The sequence below is a fragment of the Lentzea sp. NPDC102401 genome (assembly GCF_044765805.1).
GTDB lineage: Bacteria > Actinomycetota > Actinomycetes > Mycobacteriales > Pseudonocardiaceae > Lentzea > Lentzea sokolovensis.
Genome location: NZ_JBIWKS010000014.1, coordinates 214990 through 233825, shown reverse-complemented (window position 1 = coordinate 233825; position 18836 = coordinate 214990). Strand labels below are relative to the sequence as shown.

Genomic DNA, 18836 nt, shown 5'->3' with positions numbered 1-18836 from the left:
CTCAGGCGCATGACGTCCAGTGCCGAGCCCGTCAGCCGCGCCGAGCGCAAGAAGCAGGAGCTGCGCCGCGAGATCATCGACGCGGCCTTCGACTGCTTCGCCGAACGCGGCTACCACGCCACCGGAATCGCCGACGTGGCCACGCGCCTGGGCATCGGGCACGGCACGTTCTACCGCTACTTCCAGAACAAGCGGGACATCGTCGACCACGTCGTCGACGACCTCGTCGGCCGCATCACCGGCGCCCTGACGGCCGAGAACGCGCCGGACGCGGTGTCGACGCTCGCCGAGTACCGCGAGCAGTCCGCGCGCATCGGCGAGTCGCTGGCCCGCATCTTCGGCGAGGACCCCCGAGTGCCGCGCCTGCTGCTGTTCGAGGCGCCCGGCATCGACCGCGCCATGGCCGAACGGATCCTCGACCTGTTCGACCTGGCCGCCGCGCTCACGTCCGCGTACCTCTCACACGGCGTCGAACTGGGCTACCTGCGCGCCGACCTCGACGTCGAGAACACGGCCAGGGCGATCAACGGCATGATCCTCGGCACCGCGATCTCGTCGCTGCGCACGCCGGAAGCGCAAGCGGCGCAAAGCGAAGCACTGCGGCGCGTGATGTACGACGGCATCGCGGCAAGAGGCTAGCCGAGCCACGTCCGTGCGGCGACGACCAGCGCGTCGACTCCGGTGGTCAGCGTCGGCTCGATGTCCGGCGCGTACTCGGGGGAGTGGTTCATCGCGACCGGCTGACCGGGTTCGCGGGTGCTGAAGTCCGTGCCACCGAGGAACCAGAACACCGTCGGAACCCCTGCGGCCGTGCCGAAAACGCCGACGTCCTCGCTGGCGTTGACCACCGCGCCGGGGATCAGGTTCTGCTTGCCGAAGTGCTCGGCGAACGCGGTCATGGTCGTCGTGGTCGCGTCCGGATCGGACACGAGCACGGGAGTGCCGTCGTACCAGTCGAACTCGGGCTCGCGCGGTGCTCCGGACGCGGCGGCCTCGGCGCGGGCGATCCGTTCGACGGCGGCACGGACGATGCCGCGGACGTGCTCGTTGAACGTCCGGATGTTGACGCCGATCTCGGCGGTCTCCGGGATGACGTTCTCCTTGGTGCCGGCCTGCAACCGCCCGACCGTGACGACGGCGCGTTCGGACGGTGCGATCTCGCGCGCGACGATTCCTTGAAGCCGCACCACGACATGCGCGGCCATCAGCACCGGATCCACCGCGGTCTCCGGCGCCGAACCGTGCCCGCCCCGGCCGAACAACGTGACCCGCACCGAGTCGGACGCCGCCATCAGCGGCCCGCTGCCGTACGCGATCATCCCGGCGGGTAGCGGGCTGACGTGTTGCGCCAGCACGACTTCCGGCTTGCCGAACCGTTCGAACAGTCCGTCGGCGACCATGTCCCGTGCGCCGCGACCCAGTTCCTCGGCGGGCTGGAACACCACGAGCAGCGTTCCCGACCACTCCTCACGGGTCTGCGTCAACCGCTCGGCCGCCCCGATCAAACACGTGGCGTGCATGTCGTGCCCGCACGCGTGAGCCACCGGTACGTCTTCGCCGTCGGTGTTCGTTGCACGAGCCGTTGACGCGTAGAGAAGTCCGGTCGTCTCCTTGACGGGCAACGCGTCGATGTCCGCCCTGAGCATCACGATCGGGCCGTCGCCGTTGCGCAGCACGCCCACCACGCCGGTGCCGCCGACCTCCGTCGTGACGTCGAAACCCAGCGGCTGCAAGGCGTCGGCGAGCACGCCCGCGGTGCGGAACTCGTGCAGCGACAGTTCGGGGTGACTGTGCAGATCGCGGTAGAGCTCGTGCAGGTCGGTCATCACCAGATCCTGACCACTGCGGGCGGACAATGCAAAAAGGGCCCCGACGAACCGGTCGGGGCCCTTCATCACAGCAGGTTGATCAGCCGATCATGCGCGTGCCGCCCCAGCCCCAGCCGCGAACGGTGCCGCGGTAGCCGCTCTCCTCGCCGGCATCGACCCAGGCGAACTCCACCAGGTTGCCGTCGGTCGCGACGACCGTGAAGTGATCGATGTCGCCACCCGCGATCAGGCGGACCCCGGTGAAGCTGCTGCCCGTGGCGGGGTACTCCGTGACGCCGCCCGCCTCGTTGACCCAGTAGGAGACCGAGTGGTTCTCGTCGCCCTTGACCTCAAGGAAGAGGTAGGGGTCGAGACCCGTGATGCTGCGCGTCGCGCCCCAGCCCGAGCCGCGAACGACCCTGCTCATGCCGTTGGAGCCGTCGATCGTCCAGTAGACGAGCTCGCCCTGGTTGTTGATCTCGATGAACTGACCCAGGCTGGTGCCCGTGATCAGGCGAGCGTTGTTCCAGCCCGTGCCGATGACGGCCTCGGTGTACCAGGAACCGTTCCACGACCACTTGGACAGGCGACCGTCGTTCTTGATCTCGAGGAAGTTCTGCTCGTCGAGGGTCGTGATGGTGCGCGTGCCACCCCAGCCCCAGCCGCGGAGCTGCTTGGCGTAGCTCTCGCCGGAGCGCGACCAGTGGACGAGCTCGTTGGCGGCGTTGATCTCGAGGAAGGTCTGCCCGTTGGTCGTGAGCGTGGTCGCGCCACGGTCACGCGGGAGGCCCTTGCCCGAGATCGAGTTCTTGTCCCCCTGCGCCACGCTCGGGGTGGCCGCGACGACGGTGACCATCGCCGCGATGCCGAGCACAGCTGCCATTACACGCTTGAATCGCATTGTTCGACTGCCCCCATGACAATCAGTCGTTGTTTGACGCCGCCCATCGTGGCGGTAGTTAGCGCAGGTCACAACCTATTTGTGCGCTATGTGAAACATCCGCGACACGGAGAGCGATGGAGGAGGTGCGCGGAGTTCCGCGCTCTTGTTGCCGCACGTGTGCGGACTTCCTCAGTCCTGGCCGAGTTTCGGCAGTTGGTCGATCAGCACGGCCAGCGAGCGCAGCAACGCCTCGCGGTCCGCGGTGGGCAACTGCGCGAGCAAGCGTTCCTCGCCCCGCTGGATCTCGGCCTGCGCCGCGCTGTGCCGGCGGCGGCCCTCTTCGGTGATCGTGACGAGCCGGGCGCGCCGGTCCGCCGGGTCGCGGGTGCGTTCCAGCAGGCCGTCGTTCTCCAGTTCGTCGAGGACGCCGATGATCCGGCTCTTGTCCGCGCCGATGAACTCCGCGAGGGCGGCCTGGGTGCGCACCGGCTGGCCTTCGACGGTGTCGAGCACGACGTAGCCCCACATGCTCAGACCGTGCGCGCGCAGCACCGGCTGCTCGGCGGCGACCAGCGCTCGTTGCAGCGGCGCGATCATCGCCGCCAGGTCACGTCGCCGACCATTCACGAACAGGATGATAGCTACCTTGCACTGATAGTAAGCATCTGCCTATCGTAGGCATATGCTTATCAATGACCTGCTGACTCTGCATCACACAGCGGTAGGGACCAGCGTTGAGATCGTGTCCAAGGTGTCCGCCGACGACTTGGGAAAGCCCACGCCGTGTTCCGAGTGGACACTCGCCGAGCTCCTCGCTCACATGACCGCCCAGCATCACGGGTTCGCCGCCGCTGCCAGAGGTAAGGGCGGGGATCTCGCGGCCTGGGAGGTCTCCGTCAGCTCGCGGCCCGTCGTCGACTACGCCGAAGCCGCAGAGGACGTGCTCGCGGCCTTCGCGGAACCCGAAGTGCCGCAACGGGAGTTCGAGCTGCCGGAGTTCGGGGCGCGGTTCCCCGCGATGCAGGCGATCGGCTTCCACCTGATCGACTACGTCGTACACGGCTGGGACGTCGCGCGTTCGCTCGGACTCGACTACCACCTGGCCCCGGAACTGGCCGAGCCCGCGCTGCGGATCGCGCTGGCGGTGCCGGACGGTGAAGCCAGGCTGAAGCCTGGCGCGCCTTTCGGGCCCGCGCTGGTCGCGGACGACGACGATCCGTTGAACCGCGTCCTCACCGCCTTGGGGCGTTCGCCGAAGTGGTGAGGCCTTCAGCTGTGCGACACGATGAGGCGGAAGCCCGCGTCCCACTCGGCGAGGTCGATCAGGTCCTGATGGCGTTCGTGCCATCGGCCACTGTCCAGGTCGGTGCGCAGCCGTCGGACACCCCGATCGACCGCACCGGGATCCGTTTGGGCGAGGGCGGAACAGGCGCGGCGGACGCGGGGAGCGAGGTAGGCGGCCGGGCGTCGCCAGTAGGCCGGGAACACGCCGTCGGTGAAGTCCCACGGCAGCGGCAGAACGGTGACGCTGTGGGCACCGAGTTCGTGCGCGATGTCGTCCGCTGAAGGCCTGGTGAGTTCCAGATCAGCGATCTCCGGCACGTACTCGCGGACGAACCAGAAGTCGGCGTGCCGGCGTGTGTCGTAGGCGAGGACGACCTGAAGTGGCGCTGTGCGGCGGAGTTCGGCGAGACCGGCGCGCCAGTCGGTCCAGTGGTGGACGGTGAGCACGGCCAGCGCGGCGTCGACGGCGTGGTCGCGGAGCGGCAGGGCTTCGGCGACGGCGCGCACGGCGGGGCTCGCGCCGGGTGGTCGTTGCCGGATCATCTCGACGGACGGTTCGAGGGCGAGCACCGTGCGGTCGCGCGGTTCGTAGGAGCCGGTGCCCGCGCCGACGTCGGCGATGGAACCGGCCGTGCCGAGCGCGGCGAGAATCTTGGCCATCCAGCGCGGATCGGTGCGCCGTCCCCACGAGTACCCGGTGCCGATCTCGTCGTACAGATCCGTTCCGCCCATACGTCCCCCCGGCTTTCGAGAGTAACGAAAGTGGCCCGGCTGACGCCGGGCCACTCAAGGCGGCGTTACGGGGTGACCGGTGCGTTGGTCAGGCCCTTCACCGCCCCCGTCACGGTGTTGGAGGCGTAGACGACGTTGGGCATCGCCGTGCACTTCGACACCGAGGTGATGTTGATGGCGTACTGGCCCACGCCGCCGAGGTCGGAACGGTTGTCGCGCCAGACGTTGCCGCAGCCGTTGGGCAGGCTGGGGGTGGTGCTGGTGTTGTGCGTCTCGTAGCCGTTGGCGAAGGTGCCAGGGCTGCGGAACGTGCCGGTGTTGCCCTCGATGAGGTACCCGATGCCCTTGACGTCGATCCAGGAGTCGGCTGAGTTCTGGCCGCTGATGCCCTGACCGTCGAAGGTGTTGCCGCGGATGATCCCCTCGTAGGTGCCTTCCTTGACGTCGATCGGCTCGGCCGCGATGTTCGGGCCGATCCTGTTGTTCAGCACCTGGACGCGGTCGCTGCGGTCGATGCCGCCGGTGTTGCCGTGGCAGGCCCAGTTGGAGTTGGCCGAACCGAGGTACACGCCTTCGCCGTAGCCGGGCTGGACCAGGCCGGTGTCCGTGATCGTGGAGTCGCGGATGATGCCGTCGGCCGAGGAACGGCGGAAGTGGACGGCTTCCTCGTCGACGTGGTGCACCGAGACCGAGTCGATCGTGGTGTGGTGCGAGTTGTCGAGGACGATGCCCTTCTTCGACTCCTGGACGGTGAACCCGGTGAGGTTCCAGTACGGGGAGCCGAAGACCCACAGGCCGTAGCCGGAGTCCCAGCCCGCGGTGGGCGCGGGGCAGGACGGGGCCTCGCCGGTGGGGCCGTCGTTGATGAGGACGGCGTCCCGCGGGCCGCTCAGGGTGATCGGCTGGGACGCGGTGCCCGCGCGGCCGTTGACGACGAACGAGCCGCGGTAGGTGCCCGGCGCGAGCTTGATCGTCTGGCCCGCGGTGGCCGCGGCCAGTGCAGCCTGGAGCTGCGCCGCCGTGGAGACGTCGACCGTGGTGCCGCCGCCGGTGCCCGGACTGGTCGTGGCGCTGACCGCCGTGCTCGTCGCCGACGTGTTGCCCGCCGCGTCCTTGGCACGCACCGAGAACGAGTACGCGGTGGCGGCGGACAGGCCGGTGACCGTGGCCGACGTGCCGGTGACGGTCGCGTTGACCGTGTTGCCGAGCAGCACCTCGTAACCGGTGACGCCGACGTTGTCCGTGGACGCCGTCCACGCCAGCGACACCGAGCCGGACGTCACGCCCGTGGACCGCAGACCCGCCGGCACAGAGGGCGCCTGCGTGTCTGCGGGAGGAGTACCGCCGCCACATGCGACGCCGTTGATCGTGCAGTTCGTGGGCAGGCTGCCGCCGGAGGCGTTGAAGCCGAACTTCGTGCTGGCGCCGGGTTTGACGGCGCCGTTGAAGCTCGCGTTGGTGAACTTGTGGTGCTGGCCCGTGGACGTGCGGACGGAGCTCCAGGAACTCGTGATCGTGGTGCCGGACGGCAGGTCGAACTCGATCGTCCACGACGTGCTGGCGGCGTCACCGGAGTTGGTGATCGTCACGTCCGCGCCGTAGCCGCCGTTCCACACCGACGTCTGGGTGACCGCCGCCTTCAGCGCGGGTGCCGCGGCCTGCGCGGACCCGCTGCTCAGCAACGCCGCGACCGTTGCCGTCACCGCGGCGAGCGCGAGTGCTCGTGTGCCCATCAGTTGCCTCCGCAGGACTTGCCGTTGACGGTGCAGCCGGTGGGAAGACCGGCACCCGAGGCGTTGAAGCCGAACTTGGTGCTGGCGCCGGGTTTGACGGCGCCGTTGAAGCTCGCGTTGGTGAACTTGTGGTGCTGGCCCGTCGACGTCCGCACGGAGCTCCAGGAGCTGCTGACCGTGGTGCCCGGCGGCAGGTCGAACTCGACCGTCCACGACGTCGTCGCGGTGGTGCAGCCGTTGGTGATCGTCACGTCGGCGCCGTAGCCGCCGTTCCACACCGAGGTCTGGGTGACCTTGGCGGAGACGCACGAACCCGCAGGCGGCGTTGTCGTGGTTGTGGTGGTCGTAGTGGTCGTGGACGTGGTGGTGGCGCTGGTCGGCGGAGTGCCGTTGACCGAGGTCAGGAACAGCGACGCCGCCGAGTCCGTCTTCGTGGCGTCCACGCCGTGGCCGCCGGTGAAGTCGCGCTGCTCGTTGGTGGCCCAGTCGGTGATGGGCGTGCCGCCGATGTCCAGGTGCTGGTAGGCCGTGCCGTTCCAGCCGAACTGGTAGATCCGCGAGTGGTCGGCGTAGTAGTCGTTGAACGGCCCGCCGGTCGCGGTCTGCTTGGTCATCGTGTTGTTGAAGAAGACGTTGCGGGGACCGGACGCGCCGGACCACTTCACGGCTTTCTTGCCCGCGCCCCACCAGATCGGGAACCAGTTGGAGTTGTCGGGACCGCCGCCGCCCTCCTCACCGCAGTTGGCGCGGCAGTTGGCCGAGCGGTGCGCGTAGGGCACCCGGACCGTGTTCAGCTCGAACAGGTTGTTGCGCTCCCAGCCGCCGTGCAGGTTCAGGTCGGAGTCGAAGTCGTTGCCGATCACGACGTTGCCCGAGGCGGACCACTGGAACGTGAAGTGGCGCAGGTTGCGGGAGGTGTTGCCGGTGTACAGCGAGTCCCACACGCGCGAGCCGCGGAAGTAACCGTTGCCGCCCTTGCCCTTGTTCCACGAGCCGTCGAGCTCGTTGTTCATGATCTGGAGGTTCTTGGCCTCCTCGGTGACGATCGGGTGCGAGCCCGTCATCTCCGCCCTGATGCCGCGCACCCAGGAGTTGGCCGCCCACTTGAAGACGATGCCGTGCATCTCGGCGGCGGGCGCCATGTTGCCGTAGTTGTTGATCGCGTCGGCCTGGTCGAGACCGGGCATCGCCTGCGTGAAGCCGAAGTCCTCGAAGCCGACGCCCTCGACCGGGTCGACGAGCGGGGACACCTTCGAGTCGTACGTCGTCCCGTCGATCGGCGCCGAACCGTCCGAAGTGGAGTTGACCGGGACGTCGTACTCGAGCGGCCGGTCCAGCGTCACGGTGTTGCCGGAGACCGAGGTGACGGTGAAGATCTGCTGCCGCATGTGCATGTTCAGCATCGGGAACCCGGCGCCGGTCGCCTGCTGCTGCTCGTAGAACTTGACCGAGTTGGCGGCACGGACGTTCACGAACATGCCGGCCTTGATCCTGGTGGCCGACTGCACGGTGATCGTGCGGTCACCGGTCCTGGCGGCAGTGGCCACCTTCGCGCCGACCTTCCAGTGCACGTTCACCGTGCCCTCGAAGATGTCCTTGCGGTTGGCGGGAGCCGCGGCGTAGTCGCTCGCGTAGCTCGGGTCGACACCGCGCGACTGGACCCGGAACAGGCCGCGGCCCGGCCACAGCCAGCCGCCCTTGCCCGCGCCGGACGTCATGCCGTCCTCGTCCCAGTCGGAGCCGTCCGGGGTGAGGGCGTCGTAGAGGGTGTTCGCGTCCGGCCGGTAGGTGATCTTCGTGGCGTCCTTGCCCGCCCCTCGAAGAATCAGGTAGTCCGCGTCCACGTGCAGTTCGCGCGACACGGCCAGCCCACCGGCCGGCAGCGTGATCAGACTCAGCTTCGTGTAGCTCGCGGACGGCGAACAGGACGTCTTGATCGAATCGATGGCTGATTGCAGACCCGCGGAATCGTCCAGGCCGTCATTCGGCTTCACGTTGAACTGGCTCGCCAATTCGGCAGCGGTGATCTGGCACTCCGCAGCGGAGTTGATCTCACTCGCGCCGGGGAGGTTCTGGCCACCCCGATAACCGGCTTTGCTCCAGTCGTACAGCCCGCTCACGGGCGCCCGGCGATTGCCGGCCGAGGTGTCCAGCCCGGTGAGCGCGCCCGCGCCGGGAGCCGCGCCCGCGGCGTTGACCAGCACGGCGACGCCCGCCGCGGCGAGAGTGCTCACGATTGCGAGCGTGGCGGCTCGTCGTAGGCCATGACTTCGGGACACGCATGCCTCCAAGGAACAGTTCGACCACGTATGTGGGGCGGCTCACATCGTGGAGTCGAATTGTGAATAGTTCCTGAGGTCTCGTCAATGATTCGCGCTCAATTCGCGAAATGTTCGAGCATGTGAAAAATCAGATATGTGAATTAGGAAAATGGCACCGTTTGCAGAAGTCTGTTGAGCCTGCTCGGGGCATGATCGAATCCGGTCGCCACAGAAGAACCGGGAAAAGCAGAGAAGCAGGTCACAGAAACTGTGACCTGCTTCTCTGGAGTACGCCGCCAGGGACTCGAACCCCGGACCCGCTGATTAAGAGTCAGCTGCTCTAACCAACTGAGCTAGCGGCGCTTGTTTGTGTGCCGGAGGCTTGCTCGTTCCGACGGGAAGAACGTTAGCACAGCGCCTCCACGCGCTCCCAATCGGCTGGTCAGCGCGGGTTTGGGGTGCATCTGCCACGTAACGATCCGGCCACTTGCGCAACTTCGGTGCACTCCCTGTCGTCACCTAATCGGGGGACGCCAAAGCGACTTCGTGCAGGCAGTCTCGGGAGTGGCGACAAGCAGATCGGAAGTACGTCGATGGGGATGTGGGGCAGGCGCGGTCGTGGGGTCGTCGCAGCGGGTGTCGCTGTGATGCTGATCGCAGGCTGTTCAGGGGGCGGTGACAGCGGGACAGGCGGCGCCGGCGGGGAGTCGAGCGCTGCTCCTCCTCCGCCGAAGCCCGTCACGCTGACACTGGCGCTGAACGACGGTGCGGCGGACGTGTCGCCCGGTCTGCCGGTCATCGCGACCGCGGCGGACGGGAAGCTGACCGACGTCAAGCTGACGAACCCCGACGGCAAGGTCGTCGAGGGCAAGATGAACCCCGAGTCGACGCAGTGGACGAACACCGAGCCGCTCGGGTACTCGAAGACGTACAAGCTGTCCGCCACGGCGACGGGCGAGGACGGCAAGCCGCAGACCAAGGAGTCGTCCTTCACCACGGTGAAGCCGCGCACGCTCACGTACGTGTCGACGAACCCGCAGGACGGCACCACCATCGGTGTCGGCCAGCCGCTGGCCTTCTACTTCGACGAGCCGGTGGCCGACAAGGTCGCGGCCGAGAAGATGCTGGAGATCACCACCGAGCCCAAGGTCGAGGGCGCCTTCTACTGGTTCAACAAGAAGGAGGTGCACTGGCGTCCGGAGAAGTTCTGGAAGTCGGGCACCAAGATCACGATGAACATCAAGGTCTACGGCAAGCACATCGGTGACGGCATCTACGGCCAGGAAGACCGCACGATCACCACGACCGTGGGCGACGAGGTCATCTACGAGGCCGACGGCCAGACGCACCAGGTCAACGTCAAGGTCAACGGCAACGTCGTGCGCACCATGCCGACCTCGATGGGCAACGCGGCCAACACCACCCCCCACGGCACGTACGTGCTGATGGAGAAGCACGACCACATGATCATGGACTCGACCACGTACGGCCTCGCACTGGAGAACGGCGGCTACAAGACGCCGGTCGACTGGGCCTACCGCATGTCCAACAGCGGCATCTTCTTCCACAGCGCGCCGTGGTCCATCGGCGACCAGGGCAACCGGAACGTGAGTCACGGCTGCCTCAACCTGTCGCCGGAGAACGCCAAGTGGGTCATCGACAACAGCAAGCAGGGCGACGTCGTCATCGTCACCAACTCCGGCGGCCCGCCCCTGGAGTCGTGGGACGGCTTCGGCGACTGGCAGGTGCCGTGGGCCCAGTGGGTCCAGGGCAACCGCTGACGCTCTAGGAGACCGTCACCTGGCCGCCCGACACGGCCAGGTGACGGTTCACCTGCACCGCTTCCAGCATCCGCCGGTCGTGCGTCACCAGCAGCAACGTGCCGGGGTAGTTCTCCAGCGCCGACTCCAGCTGCTCGATCGCGGCCAGGTCGAGGTGGTTCGTCGGTTCGTCCAGCACCAGCAGGTTCACCCCGCGGCCCTGCAGCAACGCCAGCGCCGCCCGCGTCCGCTCACCCGGTGACAGCGACGCCGCCGGACGCTTCACGTGCACCGCCTTCAGCCCGAACTTCGCCAGCAACGTGCGCACGTCGGCCGGGTTCATCTCCGGCACCGCTTCCTCGAACGCGTCCACCAGCGGCAGGTCGCCCAGGAACAGCCCCCGCGCCTGGTCCACCTCGCCGACCACGACGCCGGAACCCAGCGTCGCGTAGCCCGAGGTCAGCTCGACCCGGCCGAGCAGCGCGCCCAGCAGCGTCGACTTGCCCGCGCCGTTCGCGCCGGTGATCGCGACCCGGTCCGCCCAGTCGATCTGCAGGTCCACCGGGCCGAGCCGGAAGCCGCCGCGTTCGACCACCGCTGCCCGCAGGGACGCCACGATGGCACCGGAACGCGGGGCCGCGGCGATCTCCATCCGCAGCTCCCACTCCTTGCGGGGCTCCTCGACGACCTCCAGGCGTTCGATCATGCGGTCGGTCTGGCGGGCCTTCGACGCCTGCTTCTCGGTGGCGTCGGCACGGAACTTGCGGGCGTTCTTGTCGTTGTCCGTCGCCTTGCGCCGGGCGTTCTTCACGCCCTTGTCCATCCACGCGCGCTGCATGCGTCCGCGGGCCTCCAGCGAGGCCTTGGTGTCCGCGAACTCCTCGTAGTCGTCACGGGCGTGCTGACGGGCCCGCGCGCGTTCTTCGAGGTACGACTCGTAGCCGCCGCCGTACAGGCGCACGGAGTTCTGGTGCAGGTCGAGCTCCAGCACGCTGGTGACCGTGCGCGCCAGGAACTCGCGGTCGTGTGAGACCACCACGGTTCCGGCGCGCAGGCCCGTGACGAACTTCTCCAGCCGTTCCAGGCCGTCGAGGTCCAGGTCGTTGGTCGGCTCGTCGAGCAGGAAGATGTCGTAGCGGCTCAGCAGCAACGACGCCATGCCCGCGCGGGCGGCCTGGCCACCGGACAGCGAGGTCATCAACGCGTCGAGGCCCACGGTCAGCCCGAGGTCCGACACGACCTCCAGGGACCGTTCCTCCAGATCCGCGCCGCCCAGTACGAGCCACTGGTCGAGCGCGTCCGAGTAGCCCTCGTCGTTGCCGGCGGTCAACGCCTCGGTGGCCACGTCCAGAGCGGCCTGAGCGGCAGCGACTCCGGTGCGGCGGGCCAGGAAGTCGCGCACGGTCTCGCCTTCGAGACGTTCGGGCTCCTGAGCGAGGTGGCCGACGTTGGCGGACGGCGGGCTGAGCGAGACGCGACCCGACTCGGCGGGGATCAACCCGGCCAGGGTCTTCAGCAGCGTCGACTTGCCCGCGCCGTTCACGCCGACGAGCCCGATGACGTCGCCGGGGGCGACCACCAGGTCCAGGTCGGAGAACAGGACGCGGTCACCGTGACCCGCGGCGAGATCCTTGGCGACGAGCGTGGTCATGAAGACTCCCTGAACGTGAAGAAAGGCCCCCGCGAGTGCGGAGGCCTTTCGACAAAGGGTGAGTGACGGGACTTGAACCCGCGACACCTGGGATCACAACCCAGTGCTCTACCGGCTGAGCTACACCCACCATTGCCAGTCGTTGACCGGCGAGGAAAGCATAGCAACGAGAGCTACCGATATTGAAATCGGGGGTCAGTCGGCGTTCTTCAGCAGGTCAGCGGCCACGGCCTGGGCCTGCTCCGACGACGGGCCCGGCTGCGGCACGAACGCCGTCCGCCGGTAGTACGCGAGCTCCCGGATCGACTCGACGATGTCGGCGAGCGCCCGGTGCGCGAGACCCTTGCCCGGCTGCGCGTAGTAGATGCGCGGGTACCAGCGCCGGCACAGCTCCTTGATCGACGACACGTCGACCATGCGGTAGTGCAGGTGGGCGTCCAGCGCCGGCATGTCGCGGGCGATGAAGCCGCGGTCGGTGGCGATGGAGTTGCCGGCCAGGGGAGCGGTCCGCGGGTCGGGGACCCACTCCTTGATGTAGGCCAGCACGGCGGCCTCTGCCTCCTCCATGGAGACGGCGGACGCGCGCACCTCCTCGGTCAGGCCCGACTTGGCATGCATCTCCATGACGACGTCCGGCATCGAGGCGAGCACGTCGTCATCCGCGTGGATCACGATGTCCACGCCGTCGCCGAGCACGTTGAGCTCGGCGTCCGTGACCAGTGCCGCGATCTCGATCAGAGCGTCCTTGCCCAGGTCGAGTCCGGTCATCTCGCAGTCGATCCACACCAGACGATCCATCACGCCGGAAACATTACTGCGCGAGGCGTCAACTTCGAGTGGCGGCGTGCGGCAACCTGATTACGCTCCTCCTGCATGACGGCCCAAGCTGAGATCGCTGCTGGATACGCGTCCGAGGGCGCGGCCATCGAACTCGGCGCCGTGCTGGTCGACGGCACCGTGGAGCCGACCGCCCACGTCCGCATCCCGTTGGCCATGGTCAACCGCCACGGACTCGTCGCGGGCGCAACGGGAACCGGCAAGACGAAGACCCTCCAGTTGCTCGCCGAACAGCTGTCCAACAACGGCGTTCCCGTGCTGATGGCGGACGTGAAGGGCGACTTGTCCGGTCTGTCGCAGCAGGGCGGCGTCAGTGATCGGACCACGGCCCGCGCCAAGGACACCGGCGACGACTGGCAGCCGCAGTCGTACCCGACGCAGTTCCTGTCGATCGGCACCGGCGGTCTCGGGGTGCCGCTGCGGGCGACGATCACGAGCTTCGGCCCGATCCTGTTGTCGAAGGTGCTGGGCCTGAACGACACCCAGGAGTCGACGCTCGGCCTGATCTTCCACTGGGCGGACTCGAAAGGCCTCCCGCTGCTCGACACCAAGGACCTGCGCAGCGTCATCCAGCACCTCACCAGCGACGAGGGCAAGGCCGACCTCAAGGGCATCGGCGGCGTCTCCACTTCCACGGCGGGCGTGATCCTGCGGGCGGTGGTCAACCTGGAGGCACAGGGCGGCGACAAGTTCTTCGGTGAACCGGAGCTCGACCCGGCCGACCTGATGCGGCAGCACGACGGCAAGGGCGTCGTGAGCCTGCTCGAACTCGCGGAACTGCAAGGCAATCCGGCGCTGTTCTCCACGTTCCTGATGTGGCTGCTGGCGGAGTTGTTCGAGACGCTGCCCGAGGAAGGCGACGTCGAGAAGCCCAAGCTCGTCTTCTTCTTCGACGAGGCGCACCTGCTGTTCTCCAACGCCTCCAAGGCGTTCCTCGACCAGATCACCCAGACCGTGAAGCTCATCCGGTCCAAGGGGATCGGCGTCTTCTTCTGCACGCAGCTGCCGACCGACATCCCGAACGACGTGCTGTCGCAGCTCGGCGCGCGCGTCCAGCACGCATTGCGCGCGTTCACGCCGGACGACCAGAAGGCGTTGGCGCGCACGGTGAAGACATATCCGACGACGCCGCACTACGACCTGGAGAAGGCGCTCACGTCGCTCGGCATCGGCGAGGCGATCATCACCGTGCTCAGTGAGAAGGGCGCGCCGACGCCGGTCGCGTGGACTCGCCTGCGGGCGCCGCGGTCGTTGATGGACACCATCGGCAACGACGCGATCAAACAGGCTTCCCAGGCGTCGGACCTGCACGGCAAGTACTCGGAGACGATCGACCGCGAGTCGGCCTACGAGCAGCTCATGCAGAAGGTCGCGCCGCCACAGGAAGAACAGCAGGAACGATCCCCGGAACCTCCTCGCCGGGAGAAGGAGGAACCGGGGATGGTCGAGAAGGTGCTGGGCAACAGCGCCGTGAAGTCGTTCCTGCGGTCAGCCGGCAGTGCCCTGGCGCGCGAGATCACGCGAGGTCTGTTCGGGACTTCGCGCAAGCGACGCTGACAGCACCGCCGCGCCGATGCAGAGGGCGCCCGCGACGTACCAGGCCAGGTCGTAGCTGCCCAGGTGGTCGCGGGTGAGCCCGGCCGCGGACGCCGCGACGGCCGCGCCGAGCTGGTGCGACGCGAACACCCAGCCGAACACGACCGGCCCGGACATGCCGAAGTACTGGCGGCACAACGCCACGGTCGGCGGCACGGTCGCGACCCAGTCCAGGCCGTAGAAGATGATGAACACCAGCATCGACGGGTGCGCCGACTCGCCGAACAGCTGCGGCAGCAGCATCAGCGAGAGGCCGCGCAACGCGTAATAGGACGCGAGCAGTAACGCTGAATTGGCCAGGTCGGTCAGCCAGCCGGACGCGATCGTGCCCACGATGTCGAACACGCCCACCAGCGCCAGCAGCCCGGCGGCGGTCGTCGTCGGCATGCCGTGGTCGTGCGCGGCGGGGATGAAGTGCGTGCCCACCAGGCCGTTCGTGGACGCTCCGCAGATCGCGAACCCCCCGGCCAGCAACCAGAACGGCCGGGTCCTGGCAGCGGTGGCCAGCGCGCCCAGAGCACGCTTGGCCGCGCCACCGGACGGCGGCGGGGGAGTGTCCTCGGTCGCGCCGAGCGGCAACAGCCCGACGTCACGCGGGTACTCGCGCAGGAAGAACGCCGCCAGCGGCACCACGGCCAGCGCGGCGATGCAGATCACCAGCGACGCGTACCGCCAGCCGTAGGACTCGGACAGCCAGGCCACGGTCGGCAGGAACACGAGCTGACCGGCCGCACCACCCGCCGTCAGCACGCCCGTGACCAGGCCGCGGTGCTTCACGAACCAGCGTCCGGTGATCGTGGCGACGAACGCCAGCGCCATCGAGCCGGTGCCGAGCCCGACCACGACACCCCACAGCAGGACCAGCTGCCACGACGCGGTCATGAACACCGTCAGCCCGCTGCCGATCGCGACCAGCGTCAACGCGCAGGTCACCACGACCCGCACGCCGAACTTGTCCATCAGCGCGGCCGCGAACGGCGCGGTCAGCCCGAACAGCAACAGGTTGATCGAGATGGCGAGGGAGATCGTGCCGGTCGTCCAGCCGAACTCCGCTTGCAACGGCTCGATCAACGCACCCGGCGCCGCGCGGAACGACGCGGCACCGACCAGGGCGATGAAGGACACGCCCGCGACAACCCAGGCCCAATGGAGTCTCACGCCGACAAGGTTCAGCGATGACCGACGCGGCGACCAGTGGCCCGATGGCCAACATGTGAAAGAATCAGGCCATGCACCGGATCGCCGTTCTCGCGCTCGAGCAGTCGGTGGCGTTCGACATCGGCAGCTCGACGCACATGTTCGCCCGGCTCGCGGACCGCTACGAGGTGGTCGTCTGCTCGCCGGACCGCCGCCCCATCCCCACCACCGGCGGCTTCACCATCGCGCCCGAGCACGGCTTGGAGGCGCTCCAAGACGCGGACACGGTGCTCGTGCCAGGCACCCACTACAAGCCGGCACGTGAGGGCTGGCTCGAACCGGCCGTGCTGGAGGCGCTCACGACGACGAACGCGCGCCGGATCATGTCGATCTGCACGGGCGCGTTCGTGCTCGCGGCGGCCGGGCTGCTCGACGGCAGGCCCGCCACCACGCACTGGGGCACCACCGACGAGTTCCGCGCGCTCTACCCGAAGGTGCGCCTCAACCCGGACGTGCTGTTCATCGACGACGGCGACATCCTCACGTCGGCGGGCGTCGCCGCGGGCATCGACCTGTGCCTGCACGTCATCAGGTCCGACCACGGCAGCGAGGTCGCGAACTGGATCGCCCGCTACTGCGTCGTCCCCGCGTGGCGGCAGGGCGGTCAGTCCCAGTTCGTCGACCGGCCGGTGCCGAGCTACCCGGACACGTCCACCGCGCTCGCCCGCGAGTGGGCCTTGGAGCGCCTCCAAGAACCGCTCGACCTCGCCGCGATGGCCGCGCAGGTGCGGATGAGCGTGCGCACGTTCACCCGCCGGTTCCGCGCCGAGACGGGGATGTCGCCGGGCCAGTGGCTGACGCAGCAGCGCGTCGACCGCGCCCGGCACCTGCTGGAGTCCACCGACCTGCCGATCGACCAGGTCGCGAATCACGCGGGCTTCGGAACCGGCGCGGCGTTGCGTCAGCAGCTGGCGGCGTCGGTCGGGGTCTCGCCGAGCGCCTACCGTCAGACGTTCCGCTCGGCGTGACCCCAGTCCACAAAGGACCTACTCGTCGATCAGGAACGGGCGCAGCAGATCGGGCACGGCCTCATCGGCCAGCGCCAGTCCGTCGGACTCGCCGACGTCCGTGACGTGGTAGACGCCCGCACCCGCCGCGGTCGTCGCGCCGATCGTCACCAGACCGCTGCGGCGCTGGAAGAACGACCGGTGGATGCGCCATCCGATGATGCCGGTGCGCTGCAACGCGACGGTGCTGCGCACGAGAGAGTTGTTGCGCGTCACCAGATAGCGCTCGTCCAGGGCGTTGCCGAGCGAGCGGTAGTTGTCCCAGCCGACCAGCGCGGCGAACGGGATGATCGCCACCGGGATCGGCCACGCCCACGACGGCGCGAAGATCGCGAGGCCCACCGCGATCACGATCCACGGCATCACGTGCCGGATCATGCTGCGACGCAACGCGGCGAACGGGTGCTTGCGCAGCCGCAAGGTCGTCGGGTCGTTGCCGACCTTCAGCACGTCCCGCGACACCTGGTGCGCCACGGACAGCGGCGCGGGCGGCAGCAGCAGGTTGCTCTCGCCCTTCGAGCCCAGACCCGTCGTCACGGCGGCGAGCTTCGCGCCCTTGCCGGCGCGCACCAGCAGCGGTTCCTGGATGTCGACGCCGCGAAGCCGTTGCTCCTCCACCGAAACCGAGCGGGTGGTGAGCAGACCCCGTTGCACGCGCAGGGTTCCGTCCGGCTCACGGGTCAGGCGGTAGTTCCAGAACTGGAGGATGTACAGCGGGATCGACAGCACCAGCCCGAGCACGGCCAGCACGATCAGGAACCCGGCGAAGAGCGCGAGGCTGGGGTTCTCGAACAGCCACTCCCACAGGTCCTGCACGGGGTGCAGGCCGAGGTCGTCCGCGTAGTTGGACAGCACGCCGAACACGGCGCCGATCGCGACGAGACCCGACAACGACAGCGGCGCGAACTTCAGCCACTTCAGGTCGAGCTGCGAGATGACCTCGGACTCGGGCAGCGGAACCGGTTCCGCGTCCTCGCCCTCCGGAGTCGCCCTGGGCGCGACTCCCTTCCGCAGCAACAACAACCGCAGCCGTTCGGCCTCCTGCTGCGTCACGGCGTCGAGGGTGAGGCCGTCCGTGCCGGGGACGTCCTGCTGTCCCGTGCCGATCCGCACCGCCGACAGCCCGAAGATCCGGTGCCCCGGCTTGGAGGTGAGGTCGACCGTCCTGATGCGATCACGCGGCACCGCGAGCTGCTTGCGGGTCAGCAGACCCGTGTGCAGCTCGACCTGGTCGCCGGTGATGCGGTACTTCGTGGTGCGCCAGAGGAGATAGCTGAACGCGAGGATCGCCGCGACCGTCGCGCCGCTGGCGATGAGCCGCCACTTCTCGCCGTTGCCGGTGAACAGCAGCACGAGGATCGGCACCAGCATCGCGATGCCCTCGTTGAGCGGCCGCACGACCAGCATCCGCACGTGCAGGCGGTGCCATTCCTGCAGCGGCTCGGTGAACTCCGGCGCGGCGGGCAGCTCGGCGGGGGTGCTCACGTGGCATCACCGGGGGTGGCCTGCGTCGTGTTCGTCAGTTCCACCACGAGCCTCTGCGCGACCTCGTGCTCCAGGCCCTCGATCTCCACGGGCCCGGCGGCCGACGCCGTCGTCACCGTGACGGTCGACAGGCCGAGCAACTGCTGGAACGGCCCTCGTTTCGTGTCGATCGTCTGGATCCGCGACACCGGCGCGACTCGCCACTCCTGATTCAGCCAGCCGGACAGGGTGTAGACGGCGTCCGGCGTGGTCTCCCAGCGGTGGACGCGGTAGCGCCAGCTCGGTTCGACCGCGGTGTGCACGATCCCGACGACCAGCGTGGCGATCATGAGCGCCAACTCCCACGTCGGCGGGTTGCCCACCAGCAGGAACACGATCAGCTGGGGCACGAAGAGCACGAGCCAGAACACGGCGGCCTGCATCGTCCACAGCAGGACGGACTTCGGGCTCACCTGGTGACGAGGCGTGCGCAGTTGCAGAGTCACCCCACAAGGGTGCCTCACCCGTACCTGGTGGTGTGGTCAGGTGTGTCAATTGGTGTGTCGATGGCCGGGGTGGTCTTGCTTGCGAGGGAGGCAAGACCACCTCGGGCAGGGCGGTCG

At 68.3% G+C, this 18836-nt stretch carries 16 protein-coding genes and 2 tRNA genes; 5 read left to right on the top strand and 13 right to left on the bottom strand.

Features of this window, described 5'->3' with window-relative positions:
- The first annotated feature begins 9 nt into the window (after positions 1-9).
- The gene (locus ACIRG5_RS38615) at positions 10-639 is read left to right on the top strand and encodes a TetR/AcrR family transcriptional regulator (RefSeq protein ID WP_402914434.1); all 630 of its coding nucleotides are present in this window, start codon (positions 10-12) and stop codon (positions 637-639) included.
- Here the strand turns inward: ACIRG5_RS38615 and ACIRG5_RS38610 are convergent.
- From ACIRG5_RS38610 to ACIRG5_RS38600, 3 genes are all read right to left on the bottom strand, one after another.
- Positions 636-1826 (bottom strand): amidohydrolase, encoded by a 1191-nt coding sequence (locus tag ACIRG5_RS38610; RefSeq protein WP_402914432.1) that lies wholly within the window; start codon positions 1824-1826, stop codon positions 636-638. The genes ACIRG5_RS38615 and ACIRG5_RS38610 overlap by 4 nt on opposite strands.
- 82 nt (positions 1827-1908) lie before the next feature.
- The gene (locus tag ACIRG5_RS38605; protein ID WP_402914430.1) at positions 1909-2691 is read right to left on the bottom strand and encodes a hypothetical protein; all 783 of its coding nucleotides are present in this window, start codon (positions 2689-2691) and stop codon (positions 1909-1911) included.
- Between the two features lie 189 nt (positions 2692-2880).
- Positions 2881-3318 (bottom strand): MarR family winged helix-turn-helix transcriptional regulator, encoded by a 438-nt coding sequence (locus tag ACIRG5_RS38600; protein WP_402914428.1) that lies wholly within the window; start codon positions 3316-3318, stop codon positions 2881-2883.
- A 55-nt stretch (positions 3319-3373) separates the two neighbouring features.
- On the opposite strand from ACIRG5_RS38600, the gene ACIRG5_RS38595 reads away from it, so the two are divergent.
- On the top strand, positions 3374-3955 hold the full coding sequence (locus tag ACIRG5_RS38595; protein WP_402914426.1) for a TIGR03086 family metal-binding protein: 582 nt from the start codon (positions 3374-3376) through the stop codon (positions 3953-3955).
- A gap of 5 nt (positions 3956-3960) precedes the next feature.
- On the opposite strand, the gene ACIRG5_RS38590 is transcribed toward ACIRG5_RS38595, so the two are convergent.
- The 4 genes from ACIRG5_RS38590 to ACIRG5_RS38575 form a co-directional block, all read right to left on the bottom strand.
- Positions 3961-4707 carry a class I SAM-dependent methyltransferase gene (locus ACIRG5_RS38590; protein ID WP_402914424.1) on the bottom strand — a complete coding sequence of 249 codons (747 nt, stop codon included), beginning with the start codon at positions 4705-4707 and terminating at the stop codon, positions 3961-3963.
- 65 nt (positions 4708-4772) lie between these two features.
- Positions 4773-6440, bottom strand: coding sequence for a cellulose binding domain-containing protein (locus tag ACIRG5_RS38585; RefSeq protein ID WP_402914422.1), 1668 nt, complete (start codon positions 6438-6440; stop codon positions 4773-4775).
- Complete coding sequence (locus ACIRG5_RS38580; RefSeq protein ID WP_402914420.1) at positions 6440-8674, bottom strand: cellulose binding domain-containing protein; 2235 nt, start codon at positions 8672-8674, stop codon at positions 6440-6442. The genes ACIRG5_RS38585 and ACIRG5_RS38580 overlap by 1 nt, the downstream gene beginning before the upstream one ends.
- 316 nt (positions 8675-8990) lie before the next feature.
- Positions 8991-9064: transfer RNA gene (locus ACIRG5_RS38575), tRNA-Lys, on the bottom strand.
- A 284-nt stretch (positions 9065-9348) separates the two neighbouring features.
- Between ACIRG5_RS38575 and ACIRG5_RS38570 the strand changes: the two genes are divergently transcribed.
- Positions 9349-10482 (top strand): Ig-like domain-containing protein, encoded by a 1134-nt coding sequence (locus ACIRG5_RS38570; protein ID WP_402914582.1) that lies wholly within the window; start codon positions 9349-9351, stop codon positions 10480-10482.
- 4 nt (positions 10483-10486) lie between these two features.
- Here the strand turns inward: ACIRG5_RS38570 and ACIRG5_RS38565 are convergent, their stop codons facing one another.
- The 3 genes from ACIRG5_RS38565 to orn form a co-directional block, all read right to left on the bottom strand.
- Positions 10487-12112, bottom strand: a complete 1626-nt coding sequence (locus ACIRG5_RS38565; RefSeq protein WP_402914418.1) for an ABC-F family ATP-binding cassette domain-containing protein — start codon at positions 12110-12112, stop codon at positions 10487-10489.
- 57 nt (positions 12113-12169) lie between these two features.
- A tRNA-His gene (locus tag ACIRG5_RS38560) sits at positions 12170-12242 on the bottom strand.
- Positions 12243-12307: 65 nt separating this feature from the next.
- On the bottom strand, positions 12308-12913 hold the full coding sequence (gene orn / locus ACIRG5_RS38555) for an oligoribonuclease (RefSeq protein WP_093599053.1): 606 nt from the start codon (positions 12911-12913) through the stop codon (positions 12308-12310).
- A gap of 72 nt (positions 12914-12985) precedes the next feature.
- Between orn and ACIRG5_RS38550 the strand changes: the two genes are divergently transcribed.
- Entirely contained in the window at positions 12986-14506 is a 1521-nt protein-coding gene (locus ACIRG5_RS38550) for a helicase HerA-like domain-containing protein (RefSeq protein ID WP_402914414.1), read from the top strand.
- On the opposite strand, the gene ACIRG5_RS38545 is transcribed toward ACIRG5_RS38550, so the two are convergent.
- Positions 14438-15703, bottom strand: a complete 1266-nt coding sequence (locus ACIRG5_RS38545; protein WP_402914411.1) for an MFS transporter — start codon at positions 15701-15703, stop codon at positions 14438-14440. The genes ACIRG5_RS38550 and ACIRG5_RS38545 overlap by 69 nt on opposite strands.
- 71 nt (positions 15704-15774) lie before the next feature.
- Between ACIRG5_RS38545 and ACIRG5_RS38540 the strand changes: the two genes are divergently transcribed.
- The gene (locus tag ACIRG5_RS38540; protein WP_402914409.1) at positions 15775-16710 is read left to right on the top strand and encodes a GlxA family transcriptional regulator; all 936 of its coding nucleotides are present in this window, start codon (positions 15775-15777) and stop codon (positions 16708-16710) included.
- A gap of 18 nt (positions 16711-16728) precedes the next feature.
- Here ACIRG5_RS38540 and ACIRG5_RS38535 read toward each other — a convergent pair whose 3' ends face one another.
- Complete coding sequence (locus ACIRG5_RS38535) at positions 16729-18234, bottom strand: PH domain-containing protein (protein WP_402914406.1); 1506 nt, start codon at positions 18232-18234, stop codon at positions 16729-16731.
- Complete coding sequence (locus ACIRG5_RS38530) at positions 18231-18713, bottom strand: PH domain-containing protein (protein WP_402914580.1); 483 nt, start codon at positions 18711-18713, stop codon at positions 18231-18233. Before ACIRG5_RS38530 ends, ACIRG5_RS38535 begins: the two co-directional genes overlap by 4 nt.
- Between the last annotated feature and the right edge of the window lie 123 nt (positions 18714-18836).